This is a genomic window from Xenorhabdus griffiniae (assembly GCF_015163655.1).
Lineage (GTDB): Bacteria > Pseudomonadota > Gammaproteobacteria > Enterobacterales > Enterobacteriaceae > Xenorhabdus > Xenorhabdus griffiniae.
The window spans coordinates 1-16,002 of sequence record NZ_JADEUF010000093.1; the positions used below are offsets into that span (position 1 = coordinate 1).

The 16,002-nt window shown below is 51.9% G+C and carries 21 protein-coding genes; 3 read left to right on the forward strand and 18 right to left on the reverse strand.

Going from position 1 to position 16,002, the window contains the following annotated elements; genetic code table 11:
* From IQ211_RS13900 to IQ211_RS13980, 18 genes are all read right to left on the reverse strand, one after another.
* Window positions 1-830, reverse strand: an 830-nt coding sequence (locus tag IQ211_RS13900; RefSeq protein ID WP_193836378.1) for a phage tail-collar fiber domain-containing protein, incomplete at its 3' end; no start/stop codon positions are given.
* Between the two features lie 11 nt (window positions 831-841).
* The gene (locus IQ211_RS13905; RefSeq protein WP_193836380.1) at window positions 842-1,498 is read right to left on the reverse strand and encodes a phage tail protein; all 657 of its coding nucleotides are present in this window, start codon (window positions 1,496-1,498) and stop codon (window positions 842-844) included.
* On the reverse strand, window positions 1,491-2,675 hold the full coding sequence (locus IQ211_RS13910) for a baseplate J/gp47 family protein (RefSeq protein ID WP_193836381.1): 1,185 nt from the start codon (window positions 2,673-2,675) through the stop codon (window positions 1,491-1,493). The genes IQ211_RS13905 and IQ211_RS13910 overlap by 8 nt, the downstream gene beginning before the upstream one ends.
* Complete coding sequence (locus tag IQ211_RS13915) at window positions 2,665-3,000, reverse strand: DUF2590 family protein (RefSeq protein ID WP_189761247.1); 336 nt, start codon at window positions 2,998-3,000, stop codon at window positions 2,665-2,667. The genes IQ211_RS13910 and IQ211_RS13915 overlap by 11 nt, the downstream gene beginning before the upstream one ends.
* A complete protein-coding gene (locus tag IQ211_RS13920; protein WP_193836382.1) occupies window positions 2,993-5,224 on the reverse strand; it encodes a phage tail tape measure protein in 2,232 nt (743 codons plus the stop codon). The genes IQ211_RS13915 and IQ211_RS13920 overlap by 8 nt, the downstream gene beginning before the upstream one ends.
* The gene (locus IQ211_RS20180) at window positions 5,221-5,394 is read right to left on the reverse strand and encodes a DUF6890 family protein (RefSeq protein WP_399494493.1); all 174 of its coding nucleotides are present in this window, start codon (window positions 5,392-5,394) and stop codon (window positions 5,221-5,223) included. Before IQ211_RS20180 ends, IQ211_RS13920 begins: the two co-directional genes overlap by 4 nt.
* A gap of 17 nt (window positions 5,395-5,411) precedes the next feature.
* Window positions 5,412-5,681, reverse strand: a complete 270-nt coding sequence (locus tag IQ211_RS13925) for a putative phage tail assembly chaperone (protein ID WP_193836384.1) — start codon at window positions 5,679-5,681, stop codon at window positions 5,412-5,414.
* Between the two features lie 104 nt (window positions 5,682-5,785).
* The gene (locus IQ211_RS13930; RefSeq protein ID WP_399478527.1) at window positions 5,786-6,175 is read right to left on the reverse strand and encodes a hypothetical protein; all 390 of its coding nucleotides are present in this window, start codon (window positions 6,173-6,175) and stop codon (window positions 5,786-5,788) included.
* A complete protein-coding gene (locus tag IQ211_RS13935; RefSeq protein ID WP_189761150.1) occupies window positions 6,172-6,510 on the reverse strand; it encodes a M15 family metallopeptidase in 339 nt (112 codons plus the stop codon). Before IQ211_RS13935 ends, IQ211_RS13930 begins: the two co-directional genes overlap by 4 nt.
* On the reverse strand, window positions 6,497-6,796 hold the full coding sequence (locus IQ211_RS13940; protein WP_189761151.1) for a phage holin family protein: 300 nt from the start codon (window positions 6,794-6,796) through the stop codon (window positions 6,497-6,499). Before IQ211_RS13940 ends, IQ211_RS13935 begins: the two co-directional genes overlap by 14 nt.
* A gap of 12 nt (window positions 6,797-6,808) precedes the next feature.
* The gene (locus IQ211_RS13945; RefSeq protein ID WP_189761152.1) at window positions 6,809-7,264 is read right to left on the reverse strand and encodes a DUF2597 family protein; all 456 of its coding nucleotides are present in this window, start codon (window positions 7,262-7,264) and stop codon (window positions 6,809-6,811) included.
* Window positions 7,261-8,385 (reverse strand): DUF2586 domain-containing protein, encoded by a 1,125-nt coding sequence (locus IQ211_RS13950; RefSeq protein WP_189761159.1) that lies wholly within the window; start codon window positions 8,383-8,385, stop codon window positions 7,261-7,263. Before IQ211_RS13950 ends, IQ211_RS13945 begins: the two co-directional genes overlap by 4 nt.
* Window positions 8,386-8,404: 19 nt before the next feature.
* Window positions 8,405-9,079, reverse strand: a complete 675-nt coding sequence (locus IQ211_RS13955; RefSeq protein WP_189761153.1) for a hypothetical protein — start codon at window positions 9,077-9,079, stop codon at window positions 8,405-8,407.
* Entirely contained in the window at window positions 9,076-9,576 is a 501-nt protein-coding gene (locus IQ211_RS13960; protein ID WP_189761154.1) for a phage tail protein, read from the reverse strand. The genes IQ211_RS13955 and IQ211_RS13960 overlap by 4 nt, the downstream gene beginning before the upstream one ends.
* A complete protein-coding gene (locus IQ211_RS13965) occupies window positions 9,573-10,025 on the reverse strand; it encodes a head completion/stabilization protein (RefSeq protein ID WP_189761155.1) in 453 nt (150 codons plus the stop codon). The genes IQ211_RS13960 and IQ211_RS13965 overlap by 4 nt, the downstream gene beginning before the upstream one ends.
* Before the next feature lie 102 nt (window positions 10,026-10,127).
* Window positions 10,128-10,850, reverse strand: coding sequence for a phage terminase small subunit (gene gpM / locus IQ211_RS13970; protein WP_189761156.1), 723 nt, complete (start codon window positions 10,848-10,850; stop codon window positions 10,128-10,130).
* Complete coding sequence (locus IQ211_RS13975) at window positions 10,850-11,881, reverse strand: phage major capsid protein, P2 family (RefSeq protein ID WP_189761157.1); 1,032 nt, start codon at window positions 11,879-11,881, stop codon at window positions 10,850-10,852. The genes gpM and IQ211_RS13975 overlap by 1 nt, the downstream gene beginning before the upstream one ends.
* A gap of 17 nt (window positions 11,882-11,898) precedes the next feature.
* Window positions 11,899-12,717 (reverse strand): GPO family capsid scaffolding protein, encoded by an 819-nt coding sequence (locus IQ211_RS13980; RefSeq protein ID WP_193836386.1) that lies wholly within the window; start codon window positions 12,715-12,717, stop codon window positions 11,899-11,901.
* A gap of 182 nt (window positions 12,718-12,899) precedes the next feature.
* Between IQ211_RS13980 and IQ211_RS13985 the strand changes: the two genes are divergently transcribed.
* From IQ211_RS13985 to IQ211_RS13995, 3 genes are all read left to right on the forward strand, one after another.
* Window positions 12,900-14,684: a terminase large subunit domain-containing protein gene (locus IQ211_RS13985; RefSeq protein WP_189761335.1), complete on the forward strand. Its 1,785-nt coding sequence runs from the start codon at window positions 12,900-12,902 to the stop codon at window positions 14,682-14,684.
* On the forward strand, window positions 14,684-15,715 hold the full coding sequence (locus IQ211_RS13990) for a phage portal protein (protein WP_193836388.1): 1,032 nt from the start codon (window positions 14,684-14,686) through the stop codon (window positions 15,713-15,715). Before IQ211_RS13985 ends, IQ211_RS13990 begins: the two co-directional genes overlap by 1 nt.
* Window positions 15,712-16,002 (forward strand): Ogr/Delta-like zinc finger protein (locus IQ211_RS13995; protein WP_420856244.1); only part of this gene is annotated, 291 nt, incomplete at its 3' end. The genes IQ211_RS13990 and IQ211_RS13995, both read left to right, overlap by 4 nt.

Here is a 16,002-nt window from a genome sequence, read left to right on the forward strand (position 1 = left end):
GACCCTGCCGGGCGTAAATCCTGCACATTCCCGTCACCATCAATCTGCGCAATCGCAAACACATAATGCGGATAGCCCGCGGCATCTACGTAGTTTTTTAACTCATTAGATGCCGTAATTTTAACAACCGTTTGCCACTGGCTCACCAAATTACCCTGGTAGCTAAAATCCGCATACACGCGGGTATGGCGCAGGCTGTTTAACGTCTGGTCAAATTCCAGCCCCCCACGCAGCCCGCCGACATAGGCCAGCCCCTTTTTCACAAGGTATTGTTCGCCCTGACGCACCACGGCAAAGCCCTCACCGAAGAACGCGGCTTCGCCGTAGCTGTCGGTATTGATCAAACGCTGCATCTCGTCGATACCCGATAAGCGGGCGGTAAAATCAATCTGCCAGGTTTCCGCCGTGGTGGTGATAGCGGTCTCAAGGGCTGCGCCATCAAACTCCAGCAAGAAAGAGCGGGTGAGCACATTGCCCTGCAATCCGTTGGCGGTCTTGATTTTCTTCTGGGTTGGCGCATGGGTGATCATACCGATAACACCCGATGCCTTATTAAGCAGGCCAATCCAGTTAAAATCAAAATGACCGACTTCCGTACCCAGTGTGACGCTGTAGGCCACGGCGTTCTCGGAGGCCAACCCGGTTTTATTGACCGCTTGACGGTGCACGATGTGGTTTTGTGCCGGCAATTTCTCATCACGGTTGATGGGTTGCGCGGGATCTAACTCCGGTACATAAGCAAAGACAAACTCGTCCAGTACCACGGGATTGCCCGCGGCGACTTGTTGTGCCTTCCATTTTTCAAAGTCCAGGGTAATCACTGAGGACATGTTTTATTTCCTTATAATGACGCACCGTAGGTCACGTTCGGTGCGGTACGTTCCTTGAGGCTGGCATGGTCACAGACGGCAACGCCTGCAATATGACCGACCCGTAATAACAGGAGTTGAGTCGGGAGGGCGGCGGCATAACAGCAATAGTCTGCGCTCACACTCCCCACACGCATGATTAACTGATTTTTGGCGATCACTTCAAAGCGGTAGCGACGACAGGTGCGGCCATACTGGCGGATGATATTCATCAACAAATCGGGGTTCGCCGCTATCTGGCCGTCACTGAGGCGCAGAATAATCACATCCCAATCGATATCCGGTTGGCGCTCCAGCAATTCCACATAACCCACGCCCAGGCGCTCAAAGATGGCAATAAAGCCTGCAATGCTGCCCGCGTCCCTGGCATTGATAAAGGCATACTTTACCCGCTTGCGAAATAGCGGCAACGGTTCACCGTTAAAGCGCGGGATATCCCGCTGGTACGCCAGCATCGATAACAGCGCTTCGGAGCAGGTTTCCGCATCCAGTTGCGCCAGCGGCCATTTAAGCCAGCCGTAAACGGCCGTCCAGAATGCCCGCGCTGCATTGAACAGTTTGGCGGGTTCGCCCTTATCCATCCATGAAGGTAAGGCCAGCCGCTTAAGTCGCTCCCGAAACTCAGACATTTTTCACCTCCACAGCCAGTGATTGCAGCCGGGGCACACTCAGCTCACTGAGAATGTCACCCAATGAAAAGGTCAGTGATTCAATTTCAGTGAATTCACGGTGCAGCTCACGCCCCAGATTCGAAAATGAAAAGCGTGAGTACGGCCAGGTCTTTTTAACCTGATAGTCCGTATTTTCCCGAAAGGCGCAGCGGATCAAGTCGCTGATATCCGTTTTCAATGTGGCGATTTGTTCCTGGCTGTAGTTCGCCAAATTCGCCACAAACAGCGTGACAGCCAAGGCATGATGCGTTTCCGGCATGGGCAGGCACTGCATATCATCGCCGTGCCCGTGATGCCCCTGATTGGTGATGTAATCATTTACCGCCTCAATAAAGGGCTGACTGGTTACGCCGGAATCTAATAACAGGTAGGCATTGGCCGTCCCTGCCCCACGGGGGGCATCATGCAAAAAGAAGATGCGGTCAATACTTAACCCTGCCACCGTGGCAATCATGCCTCGATACACCGCATCGGTATGATAGTTCCCCACGAGGTTATATTGGTTGCGGCAACGGTCACGCAACTCATCATCGGATTCAGCATCCGCGCCGGGCGTTAACAACCAGCCTTCTTCATTCTGCACCCGTTCAATGCCCGACACGGCCACAGGCAGAATACGAAAATAACCGGGCGCCAGGTTGAACGCCCCGCCCGCGGCGGCGGCTGTCACGGGCAGTAAGGCGCTGCTGACCCCTTCGGCTATTACGACACTTTCCAGGGTGCTGACCCGGTAGATCTCACCATTAATGCGCTCCGTCTGGATCACCGTTCCGGCTGGCACGGTCACCACCGAAGCGCCCGCCGATTTGTAGAAACGGATCACGCCCTGTGCTGCCGATGCAGGCTTACGTTTCAGGTTCACGCCCCAGGCGAACATATCCAGCCATGAGCCGGAGGCCGTGGCGAGATACATATTTTTCAGGGTGACATTGATTAATGCCTCTTTCAGCCACAACACCGGGCGCGTCACAATCGTGTTAATCAACCGCCAGAACGGGGACATACGCGAAGTATTGGTCACCAGGCCCGCTTCATCCACAACCCTGGCAAAGGCATGGCTGATTTCGGCTTCCGTGGTCGGCATCCCGCTGTCACGCAGCACCTTTTCATAATCAATGGTTGGTTTAGTGTCCATGCCCCACACTCACACTCACACGGCCAAAATCGTAAGTTTCCGCTGTGATCCACAATTTCACGGGCGATTCTTCGTTAATAATGACCGTACCCGGAATAATCCGTTCGTCATCTTCAACCAGAATTTCTATCTGGGTGCGAATATCCGCCCGCAGGGTCGGGCTGCGCTCGGCCACCAGTGCCGTGGCAAGGCCGCTTTCCAGAATGGCGTGAACGCAATCCTGACCGACTGACACGCGGTTATGGCAAAATTGCGGCTCATTGCCGGCGTTAAGCGTAAAATTGCCGTCTGTTATCAATAAATCAATGTATTTTGGCTCATCCATAAGCCACCTGTTCCCATTCCGTGAGTTGTGCCGGTGTGACGTTGCCTTTGACATTCAATGTCACATTTTCAATCCGGCGACTGTTATCAATCGATGTCTGGCTATTGCGGTTAAGGTTCTGACTCAACCCGCTTTTACCGATCCCTTTCATTTGCCCGCCCGTAATAACGCGGGATGCCACTTTCTGATTATCTATCGACGGTACTGTGACGGGCTTAGGGATTGACGTGCTGTTCTCAATGGCCTGGGTTTCAATATTCACGCCCGGAATGTAATTGAGTTTTTCTACAATCCAGTCGAATGCTTCACTGAATGACGCTTTGATGCTGTCCCATAAGCCACTAAAAAGATCACTGACACCCCCTGCCATGCCTGATAGCGCATCAGCCAGTGAAAAGTTGCTGAACCAGTTCCAAAATTTGTCCCAGCTTTGCCCAATCGCCCGCAATGCGGCACCCAATAACTGCGCCAGCATACCGACCGCCTGGATCACCCGATTAATCGGCATCATCAACAAGCCGATGGCACCAGACACAATACGCCCAAAAGAGCGACCCGTTTCAGTCACGCCCTGTAACGCTTCATCCGTATATTGGATGGGCGCTAATAAATCGGCAAACCAGCCAAACAGGCTTTTCACCGCTTCCCAGACAAAACCTATCGCACTCCCCAATGCATCAAAGGCGGGCGATAACGGTGCCAGTGCGCCACTGGCGCCACTAAATCCCTGAATAAACCCGTTAATAAACGCCTTAATCGGGTGCCAAAATTTAATGATCGCAATCACCAGGGCAGCAATCACCGCCATAATCGCCAGTACAGGCCAGGTCATGGCCGTAAACCCTGCCGCCGCCGCCCAAGAGGCTATCTTGGTGTAAATCAGGCTGGAACGCACCCAACCTAACATCGCTGTGAGTTTGGTGCTGGCCGCTGCCATAACGCCCATTCTTCCTGTCAATAAGGAAAGCATGAATGCGCCGGAATGCCATAACGGGATCAAGCCCAACCAGATAAAGCGGGAGACACCCATCACGATATTGGCAATCGCCCCTGCCGCGGCAAAACTCAGTATGCCAACTGAGATATACCCGACCCAGCGGGCAATATTGGGAAACAGTTTCAGCCAGCGCACCAGTATCTGACTGGCATTCGCCATCTTGTTGACCAGTGGGGCAATCACCGGTAACAGGGTTGAGCCAATGGCAATACGGATATTTTCCCAAATCGCGTGCAGCCGTTCCCACGGGTTCGCCATCAGTTCGGCCATTTCGCGGGTGCGTTTCATACCATCGTTGGCACCCAGTGCCGTGATGTTCTTGCGCAGGGCGTCAACATTGCTGTAAAGCTGTTTGACCACCACGGCCGAATCACCAAAAGCCTCTTCAATTTCAGCCTGCGCCTTAAGGTTACCTTCAATGCTCTTGCCGTATTTAGCCTGGAGCTTTTCCAGCATGGCCGGCATCGACAGTAATTTCCCCGACGCATCGACAAAACTTAAGCCCAACTTCTTGCCGCTGGCTTCTGCATTCGTGATAAACGACTCATAGGCACCGCTGGATTCACTGCCCAGCGAACGTTGTAATTCCCCCAACACGGCCAATTGTTCATCAATGCCGACACCAAACTGTGTCCCGGCCGCACGGGCCCCTTCCATCTGATCCGCAATATCGGTCATGGACATGCCAAATGTTTTCGACATCACCACCGCCTTGCCCGCCAGTTCCTCAGCAAACTGGAGGTGCCCCACTGCGTTGGCATGACTGGAAAACTGCGCAAACATTTTCCCCATATAACTGGCGGTATCGCTGGCACTGGATTTCAGGGCGGCGGCGGTGGTGTTGGCAATCTGGGTCATCTGAGGCAAATCGCGTTGTGACAACATCCCGATCGCCTTACTGATTTCCGATGCCGACTGCACAAACTCAATGGACGATTTGCCATACCGGGAACTAAATGTCATGGCGTCTTTGGCAACCTTATCCATCACACTGCTGTCAATACCCTGCAAAGACGCCGATTTCAGCGCCTCATCCATTTCAATGGCCGGATCAAGAAAGCCCTTAATAGACCAGAACGACGCAGCCAGTCCCGCCCCGCCTACGGCCAATTTCTCAAAGGCACCCTGGGAAGACTGGGCAAACCCTGACACCGCCGCCTGGGCTTTCGCCAGCGGTTGGGTAATTTTATCAATCAGGCTTAAGGTAAAATCTAATTGCCCACTCATGGTTCACCCTTGAACGCCAATGCAATGCCGTTGGCCGTCGCAATGCGCATATTTTCCCAATAACGATTATCCAGCCAAATAGCACGGGCTAAATTTTCCGTATTATCTTTTTCATGCGGTAAATAATGACGGCGTAATATTAAGGCCTGCTCAAATAAACTTTGGTCAATGGCCTTAACCCGGGCATTTAGTTTTTTATTTCGATTTCCAGTTTAGGCGCATATTCCGAATTGACGCGTTCCACAATTTGCATGGCCGCACCGGGGATTTGCAGGAACTCATCCAGCGCAGCTTTCGAGGCAGGCTGCACGATGCGGCGCAGGTAAGTGACAATCGGCACAATCTTATTATCCAGCGTCATGTCATTAATCATGCTGTTATAAGCAATAATATTTGGTGCAAATTGAATTTCAGTTTCACCAATCATTAAGGTAATAACTTTATTTTCTTTATTCATAATTTAATTCCTTTCTTTTATTGATTTCATCCACTAATTGATTATGTCGTGCGGCACAATGGCCATATATTTGGATATAATCAATCACAATATTAGCTAAATTATTACCGGTCATGCCCGCCAGTCGGGGTAACCGTTCCTGACATTTTGTCAGTACGTTTTCCTGATAAGGTTCGTTCAATGCTTTCGGCTGTCTCGTTGTACATCCTGACAAACTCAGGGCTAACGCACACAGCAGTAAAAACAGGCTTAACCACCTCAGTCCGTATTTCTCGGGGGGCAGCATGGGCGATCTCCTCCAGTTTACCTTCCAGTTGCCGGGCGGAGGCGCTGGAAATGGCCTGCAATTCCTGCCGGAGGTGCTCGCCGGTTTTCGCCGCTGCCCGTGTGATATTCAGTTCCAGGCTGTCACGGTAATAACCATTCACGCGCCCGCCCGCAACAAACGCCAATGCCACGATAAGGAAATAGAGCGTCCGGGCATTGAGCATCATTTCACCCCGTTATGGGTCAGCGAGAAATGGTTGCCATCAGGACGGGAAAAGCGCCCGCCCCATGTACCGCCCAGCGATTCCCAATATTCCCCCAATGGCAAGTACGCCTCACTCTGGGTCTGGTATTTACCCTGGATAAACAGATTCAGATCAACCGCCAGACGCTGGGTATGCAGGCTATTGGCAATGCCCGTCCCTTTTTGCACATTCAGCGCCGCCTGTTCCGGTGTGCGGTAGGCTTCCCCGAACGTCACGCGGTAGCCGCACTCATCCGCCCATAAAATCAGTTGTGCAATCAGTACCGCAAATAACTGCTGTTTTTCACTCAATGTCATTTAACTTCCCTGTCAGTAAGGCGCTGCCGCGCTTCTGTAACCAGACTTCCACTAACTGATAGCCGGCAATCCCGAATGCGCTACCAATACCCGTGACCGCTATTGGGCTGATACCCGGCCACCAAATCAACAAGGCCCCTGCCATCACTGACACCGCCGAACCCAGGATCACACGACCGATAAACAGCCGTAAGGTGATAGGTTCGTGACCGGTCAGCATCTTGCCTAACGCAATCAGTGCCCCCAATAGCACGAGCGTGACAAAGGTTTTTTCATGTTCTTCCATGAACGCCCATCCTTAGCCAATCAGGCTTTGTGTCAGTTCCGCTTCCAGATAGGGAATGCCATTAATGCGCACAAAGTCCGGGCTGGTCACCACAAACTTGACTTTGTGCGTCATGACACTGCCCCCTTTCGGATCAACGTCGAGAATGTCACTGACAATCAGCTTGCAGCCATAGGCTTCGACCTTAATTTCCTCATTGCCCGCCTTGGCATACCACATCAGGTCAACGGGCTGAATGCCGCGCCATGATCCCGCTGCACGTGCCTTGGCGGTGACAATTTCCAGATATTTGGTGCTGAGTTCAATTTCTCCCTCCGCTGCCACATCCCCGGCGATATAACCATCCGGTACGCCCTGCGTCTGCGCGGCGGCGGTGTTGTCGGTAATAGACAGGTTGACCTTTTCAGCATGAACCAGATCCCCGTCCATATTAAAATCAATCGACTGGCCTGAAATACGTTGGCTCATGCGCTTTTCTCCAGCTGGCTATCCAGCAACAAGCTCACTGAAATCCCTTTCGGGCATTCATAAGTGCGGATAGTGATATAAATTTCCACCGTGTTTTTATTGCGCCAGGTAATAGCGACATCGCCGTCTTTCGGTGACTTCACTTCACCGGGGAACGTGACGCCGTTAATTTCCGTGCTCCGTGACATTTCACGTAAGGTGCGGGCAAAGTACGCCTGATGGGTTGCCACGCTACCTGGTGTACTGTTTAAGCTGCGGTCGGCAATTTTGGCAATCGCCTGCAACCGCACACGGCGGGCGACCTTATCCACAACCCGCAGATTTTCGATGCTCTGGTAGTCTCCGCCTTCCACGTCCAGGGTGCGGCCATCTGACCAGTACAACCCGTCATAATCGGGATACCACATCGGCACGCTAAAGCGCAATTTTTCCAGTGCCTGCAAGGTTGCCAAGTCAAGCGGCTGGCCTGTGCCATCCAACGGGAAATCGGCTGACCCCAAATCCATCAAGGCCCCTGTCTGGACGCGGGCAGGACTGTCGGCCACGGTCACGGCGCGGTTACACAAACGCCCGGCCAATACCCCCGCCTCATTGCCCCACAGGCACGGCACCAGTTGCACTGAGGACACCGCTTCCCCTTTTTGCAATTCAGCCAGACGGTTAACGTAATCCGCCCACGGCTCTTTAGATTGTGGGCTATCCACCGCCAGGATCGCCCATTGCCAGCGGCCAAATTTGGCGATGGTGTTGGCCCGCAAGGTTTGTGCTGCCTTGATTATGGCTTTATTAGCCCCTACCGTCAGGACATAGCCTTCAACGCTGGCGACCGTCTGCGCGGCGGTCACGGCCTCGATAAAGGCCAGTTCGTCCGCCGCTTCGGGCAAAATATGCACATAGCCCGACCAATTTTGCCCTGCGTTGGCCATTGCCGCCAGGACATGACGTTTGAGGGCGGTTTGTGCCGTTCCCAGCACGGCATCAAAATCGGTCTGGGTATTCACGGCAATGGTTTTGCCAACGTGGGTTTTGCCTGTTCCCACGAACAGCAATACCCGCTCAATTTCCCTGGTTTCGCCTTGCAGTTGGTTAACCTGGTTAACCTGAACATGTGGCCACATAATTTAATCCTTAATGAAGGCGCTATTCTGCGCCGTATCCAATTCCTTGCAACTGTCGTTCTAACGCTTTGCTGAACTCAGCATCATTCATGCCCAAGAACGCGCGGGCGGGAATGGTAATTTCCCATTGGCTTTTGATGGTTTCGCCACTTAATACACGGATCAATGTCCCTGCCTGAATAAATTTCATATTGGCGGTAATTTCTTTTATCGGAGGCTTGCGCCAGCGTTTCCCTTTTTTGACTTTATAGCCTAAGTCACGCAACTTTTTTGCTTGCCTGATGGTCGCCATCCGTTCACGATCAACGTTTTTTTTCACCTGCTGCCGACGAATCTGAACATTTATCCCGTATTGCTGTGCATAACCCACCACACCCGCTGGCACGGGCTGACTGCCATTCCGGTAATGGCCGCCTTGCAGATAAACACACACCGCGTCAATTTCCGGCATTTCCTTGATATGCAACAGCTTCGGCATATTTCTGAGCATCTTTTGTCGCCTTGGGCTTTTTCTGGCAGGCCAGCTTTCGCCCTCGGGTGAGCGCTGATTGCGCACATTGCGTTTTGCGGCATCAATCACCCCATATTTTGCAATGCGCCATAACAGGCGCTGTCGCTTTTTCTCTGGTAGATCAAGGCTGCGCAAGGCATCTTGCAATTTCTTAAGCTGGTTGCAGTTTAACTGACCGTGGATCATGCCGAGTGTTCCCCAATCTGGGCGCCCGTCTCATCCACACTGTGCACCGCGCCTTGTTCAGCAAACCACACTTCGGTATCGGCCAATGACCAGCGCTTGCCATCAAACGGGATCATGCCGTGCGGATCTTCGCGTATCACGACAGGTTCAGCCAGGGACAACGACACCACAACAACCGCCGTGTTATCATCCACTTCAACGGTCAATGTCGGTTGTTCCTGCTCAACATTGGCATCCCCGAAACCATTTCCCTGTGCAGTCAACCAGCTATCAATCAGCAGTGGGATATTGCGCGGATCACACTCCCGATAAGGGAAGCGTCCCCAGGCAATCACTGCCTCATATTGCTGGACAAACATCTGGTATTGTCCCAGCCCTAAATCCCGTTGTGCCGGAATAAAGCGGATTTCATCCATTTCACTGGTAAATTCCGTCTCACAGATACGGGCGGGCAGGTTTTCCCGTAAAAATGCCGTTAAACGCTGTAATTTGCTCATATTGAACGCACCGTGACACGTTTATGCCCTTTCATATTGCGCAGTACCATCGCGGCCTCAGCCAGCAGGCGGGTGCGCACTTCCGGGCTTTCCTGTCCCGGATTGGGGGCACGGCTGACCAGCGACGTGTATTCCCCCAATAAATCCGCTTTTGCCCTGGCATACACCGCTTTTTTATACTGGCTGACCAGTGCCGTATTGCCGTTAATGGAAATACCTGACACCTCAGCGGCGTTCTGGTAACCTTTGGCCTGCAAGCGGGATTTCAGTCGGGCTAAATCAAGGTTGATTTCCGCCACCGTTGCCAGCAACGCATTGGCTAACATGTCGTTATCCAAATCGGGCGGCAATTTGCGATTAACCTGAAATTCCCGCAAATTCAAGTCCGGCCAAAAACCGTCATTAGTCAGCGGGGCATCCCGATAATCCACCGTGTTGCCATTAAACATCGGTCATTCTCTCCCTGAAAAAAAAGCGGGCTGTCCGGTTTCCACGGCCAAAATGCCTAAAGGCTTTGCCTCCACCGCGCCCGCTCCGGCTTGCGGTAGTCGTTATTGATTAAGGCTGAGCGTTTCGTTTGTCAGTGCCCGTATGCGAGCGGCGATCCGTTGTCGATAGGTTTTTACCCCCGATGCCGGATTGTACTGATGGGCTGTTGCCAGCCAGCTATCGGCCTGCGCCAGCACATCCAGACTATCCACGCTACTTGCCTTAATGTCGGCGTTATCTCCTTTTAACAGGCGTAAGGCCGCGAATTTGTAGTACTTGGCCTTGATTTTCTCGTGTACTTTCCATTTTTCAGTGACATTGTGAAATGTCCGTGAGAAATAGGGTTCGACGGGATTTCCGGCTTCGGCTTCCCGTTGTGCCCAAAGCAACACGGTATCGGCCACGAACGCCGGAAAACCACTGCGAAAATGGTCGGGGGTGAGCTGTCCTTGCTCAATGGCAATGTCTGCCCAGTCCAGTCCCTGGTCAAACTCCCCGATATCAAATAACCAGATCACGCAGTAGACGAAAATCGGGTTGCTGTACACTTCGCCTTCATCCAAGTAACGTTGTGCCGTGGGCAGGTAATTGGGTAACAATTCCCGCCGTTTCATCTCAACCCGTTCTGCTGTGGTCAGTAACCCACGCAACCGCTTAACATCCTGCTCAATGGCACGGGCTTGCAGGTGCATACTTGCACCATCGGCAATGGCTACAGCTTGCTGCCGTGCCAGTTTCTGGCGCAGTGCCACTTCCGCCCGGTGGCGTTGAGCAGGTGACAGCATTATTTGTTACCCAAAGTTTCAGCCGGTTCAGCCACTGTACCAATCGTGACGGCGTTCTCATCGTAGGCCGCATACAATTCTGGCGTTTCCAGCGCATAACCTTCGTTGCGCAGGTATTTGTTTTCGAACTGCTTACGGTCGTCCACAAATTCCGCTTTACGCTGACGGGTGTTACGCTGGGTCAGAATTTGCAGGTTTGGCAACATCGTGACCACCATACGCTTACCCGGCATAAATGGCGGCACCATCGCCGGACGGCCAGCTATCGAGTTACCCAACATCTGCGCCGCAATTTTTTCCGTTGGTCTGTCAGCAGCCTGATAAAGTCGGTATTGTTCTGCGGCCACCAAATCTGCCCCGACCAGTACCGTTAAACGCGGATCATGGCGGAACTGTTGCGGAATACAGGTATTAATCAGGTCGGAAGCCATTGCATCCAGTGATTTAAAATCACCGTGTTCATCCAGTTTCACCGCATGGGTAATCACCTGTTTGCCACCGTCCCATTCTTTGGCAATCTGATGCCAGCCTTTGTTGACATCCTCGCCGTTCGGGTTGGCTTCGGGGTCGGTGGTTTCGGCAGCACGCTGACCGTTAAAGCCGATGCGCAGCATATCCAGGGCAAAAGACTCATTAGTGAATGCCTGCATACGCTGGAAGAATTCATTTTCACTGCCAGAGTTCGCCCAGATAGACAACAAGTCCCATTTCAGCGCCGCACCGGAGTCGGTTTCTCGCAGTTTGTACTCATTGCCATCAATGCCCGTTGCACGCATAAAACGGCCATCTTTTTTACGTCCGGTAAACAGTCCCGGATTCCCCACTGAGACGACCTGCCCGGAAAGCTGGTCAACATCGGCACAGGTGATCATGCTGAGTAACTCGACGGATTCCAGCAGGGAATCACGCAGCGCGGTTTCTTTCGGGTCAGACAGCGCGAAATAACGTGAGGTATCCGTAACCCCGTAAGCCTCAGCCAATCCCGCAGAATAGTTCTGTAAAAAAGCACGTGCCCGTTGATTGAGTTGCATAGCGTTTTCCTTTACCGTTACAGAAAGTTAAAACGGGCGTGTTTATTGCCGCTTGGGTTACGTGACGGTACGCGGGTTGCTATTGAATCCAATTTGCCGAAATTTTTCAAAATTGAAGGCAAGCTAGCAGTCAATCGCGCAAACTCTTCGGTATCGACCACTTCTTTTACGGTTTCGACATCTTCTACAACTTCTTCCTGCGTGGTTTCCATTGCTGCAACACGGGCTTCTAAATCAGCGACGGCCTGAGCCAGTGCCTGTAACGCATCATCGTTCGTGGTTTCAGTTGAAGTTTCTTCCTGCTCTGCAATACCAAAGCGACTACGCCATGTTTTCTTCGTGTTTTTAGCCATTTTTCTTCCCTTTTGCTTAAATTCCCTGACTTCATCAATCACCAGCGGTTTATAAGTACCAGACCGATGAGTTTTTTTCTTTTTACTAAACTGTAGGCGCGTAGTGCCCACACTAGCTGGCGAACTGGTGACAGCCAGCCCTTCCAGATATGATTTGCCTGTGCCGCGAAAGTTGCCGTCAGGCGTAAACTCCACCGAGGTAAACAGCAGTTGCCCGTCCCGGTTGGCGTCCAACAAACGGTGATTGGGTCGCAGTTGCGCATAAAGGCGTAACAGCCCATCGTCGCCCCGTTCGGCTTTGACCGCTAACACTTCCCCCATTGTGCCCATCCAGCGTTCATGCTCCGGCCAGATAAGCGCAGTATAGAGTTGCGGATCATAAAGCTCTGCCGCTTCCAGAATCCATTCAGGCTCCATGACGCGACCGTCAACGGTGTCGCCCTCCATGGCAATACATATCCAGTTAGTCATTAACTGAGACATATCATCGCATTCCTTTCGTTTGCTTCGGACACAGTATTGCGAATTCAATCGGCCTGCGCGAGCGGTGCAATGCGGATGAATTCGGATATCACGCATAACCGAATGTAACCGAAGTAAACCGAACGAAAGCCGCCTGCTCACCCTGCATAATGAGGGCACCTAGGACAAGGACGCTTAAGGATATGGCTAAGTACTCTGATGAATTAATAAAAGTAGCGAAGTCGCTTTATCTGCGCCGCTATACGCCGGCTGAAATTGCCGAAGAACTGAATCTGCCTAATCGACGGATCATTTATTACTGGGCGGAAAAGTGGAACTGGGCGGATATGCTCAGCCATGAAAGCGTCGAAGAGGCCATCAATCGCCGTATTACGTTACTCAGTGAACGTAATAACAAAACCGCGTCTGAGCAGGATGAACTCGACCGCCTGGTTGCGCATCACGTCAAACTGATGGCGCAGGCGAATAAACATAAAGAGAAGCTGGCTGAGATTAAGGCGCGGGCACAATCCGGCAATGACAGCGATTCGGCGTTCTCAGGGAACGGTGAACCGAAGAAAAAGAAACGCTATCGCAAAAATGATATTTCTGCCCTGACAGAAGAAGACTTCCAGACCTTTGTTGATGGCAATTTGTTTGGCTATCAGAAACATCTGCGCGCTAACAAGCATAAACAGGTCAGGAATATCTTAAAATCGCGCCAAATCGGAGCAACATGGTATTTTGCGTTTGAAGCCTTTGAAGATGCCGTATTGACAGGGAAAAACCAAGTGTTTTTGTCGGCATCCAAACCCCAGGCGCAAGTCTTCCGCTCTTATATCGCTAACTTTGCTGAACAGCTTTTCGGGATCACTTTAACGGGTGAACGCCCGCGTCTAAGCAATGGCGCAGAACTGATCTTCTTATCCACCAATAAGAATACTGCCCAATCTTACAGCGGGCATTTGTATTGTGATGAATACTTCTGGATACCTGATTTTAAGCGGTTCAATGAAGTGTCTTCCGCAATGGCGACCCATGACCATTGGCGCACTACCTATTTCTCAACCCCCAGCGCCAAAACGCATCCGGCCTATCCGTTTTGGACAGGTGACGAATGGCGCGGTAACGATCCCAAACGTAAGAATGTGGTATTCCCCGCATTTAACGAATTGCGGGACGGGGGGCGTGATTGCCCCGATGGGCAATGGCGTTATGTCATTACGCTGCAAGATGCCATCAATAACGGCTTTAATCTTGCCAGCATTGACCGACTGCGCAACAAGTACAACAAAGATACTTTTAACATGTTGTTTATGTGCGAGTTTGTGGACAGTGGCGCGTCTGTCTTTACTTACAGTCAGGTCGATAAATGCGGCGTTGATATCAATCTCTGGGAAGATCACGACCCTGACGCGGCGCGTCCGTTTGGTGAGCGTGAAGTCTGGGGCGGTTTTGATCCGGCGCGCTCCGGTGATACCTCTACCTTTGTGATTGTTGCCCCGCCATTGGTGGCAGGCGAAGCCTTTCGGGTGCTGGCCACGTTCTACTGGCAAGGCATGAACTGGAAGCACCAGGCGAAACTGATTGAAGAGCTGTTCAAGCGCTATCGGTTTACCCATATTGGCATCGATACCACGGGGATTGGGCACGGCGTCTATGAGATGGTGCAGGATTTCTCGCCCCGCCAGACCCAGGCGATTCACTACAGCCAGCAAAGCAAAAACCAACTGGTCATGAAGATGATCGATGTGGTCAGCGAAGAACGCCTTGAGTGGGACGGCGAACAAAAAGAAATCCTGGCCTCATTCCTGGCTATCCGCCATACGACCACGGGTAAAGGGGGCGCTATGACCTTTGTTGCTGACCGTTCGCAGGAAACCGGACACGCCGACGTATTCTGGGCACTCTCCCATGCCCTGATGAATGAACCTCTCAATTACGAGAAGAAACGTACCTCCAAATACCAATTTTCAAAGGCAGCATGATGAGCAAGAAAAAGTTAAGGAAAACCGCCAAAGCAGCACAGACCAACGACCGTCAACGGAAAATGAGCCTGATCACGCTGGGTAAGCCTGAGCCCATACTCACGACCCTGACGGACTACCAGAAAATCTGGTATGACAACGATTATGATCATTACACCCTGCCCATTGACCGTCTGGCACTGGCGCAGCTCACCAATATGAACGGGCAACACGGCGGTATTATCTACTCCCGCCACAATATGATTGCCTCGGATTACCTCGGCGGCGGACTGAGCCACGAACAATTTAAATCCGCCGTGATTAATTTCCTGATTTTCGGGGATGTGTCCATCCTGAAAGTGCGCAACTTTTGGGGCGATATCGTGAGACTGGAGGTGCTGCCCTCTCTTTACCTGCGCCGCCGTAAAGACGGGGATTTTGTCGTATTGCAGGAAGGTGAGCCCCTGGTTTACTCACCGGAAGAAGTGACCTTCATTAAGCAATATGACCCGCAGCAGCAGGTTTATGGCTTGCCGGATTATATCGGCGGCATTCATGCCGCGCTGCTCAACTCGGAAGCGACCATCTTTCGCCGTCGCTATTACCACAATGGCGCTCACACTGGCGGCATCATTTACACCAATGATCCCAATATCTCTGATGAAACCGAAGAAGAAATCATCATGAAACTGCAACAAAGCAGGGGGATCGGCAACTTTGACACCCTGTTTGTGAATATTCCCAATGGCGATCCTGACGGCATCAAGTTTATTCCGGTCGGGGATATTTCCGCCAATGATGAATTTGCCAATGTCAAAAGTATCAGCTCACAGGATGTACTGACCGCCCACCGGTTCCCGGCCGGACTGGCGGGCATTATTCCGACCAATGCCGCCGGATTGGGTGATCCCGAAAAGGCGCGGGCGGCCTATCGCCTGGATGAAGTTATCCCCGTGCAAAATATGTTTATGAATGCGATAAATACCCCTGATGTACCAGAAATATTACATATCCATTTTAAACAAGATAACGTAATTTCGGGTGAAGAATGAGCATGAAAATGGTAAAATCGCGTCAATTCGAGACATTAGGAATGAGGAACATGCGCGTATTAAAAATCATCTGCCCTGAGTGCGGCGCTAAGGCCGTCATTCGTAAAACCAACCGGATGCACCACGAGATTGCCGATATTTATTGTTCGTGTGCGGATGTGGAATGTGGCCACACTTTTGTGATGAACCTGACGTTCTCGCACACCATCAGCCCCAGTGCAAAAACGGGGGATATTTTGCTGCGAAATGTGATTAATCATCTCAGTTCGCAGCAACGCCAGATGGCG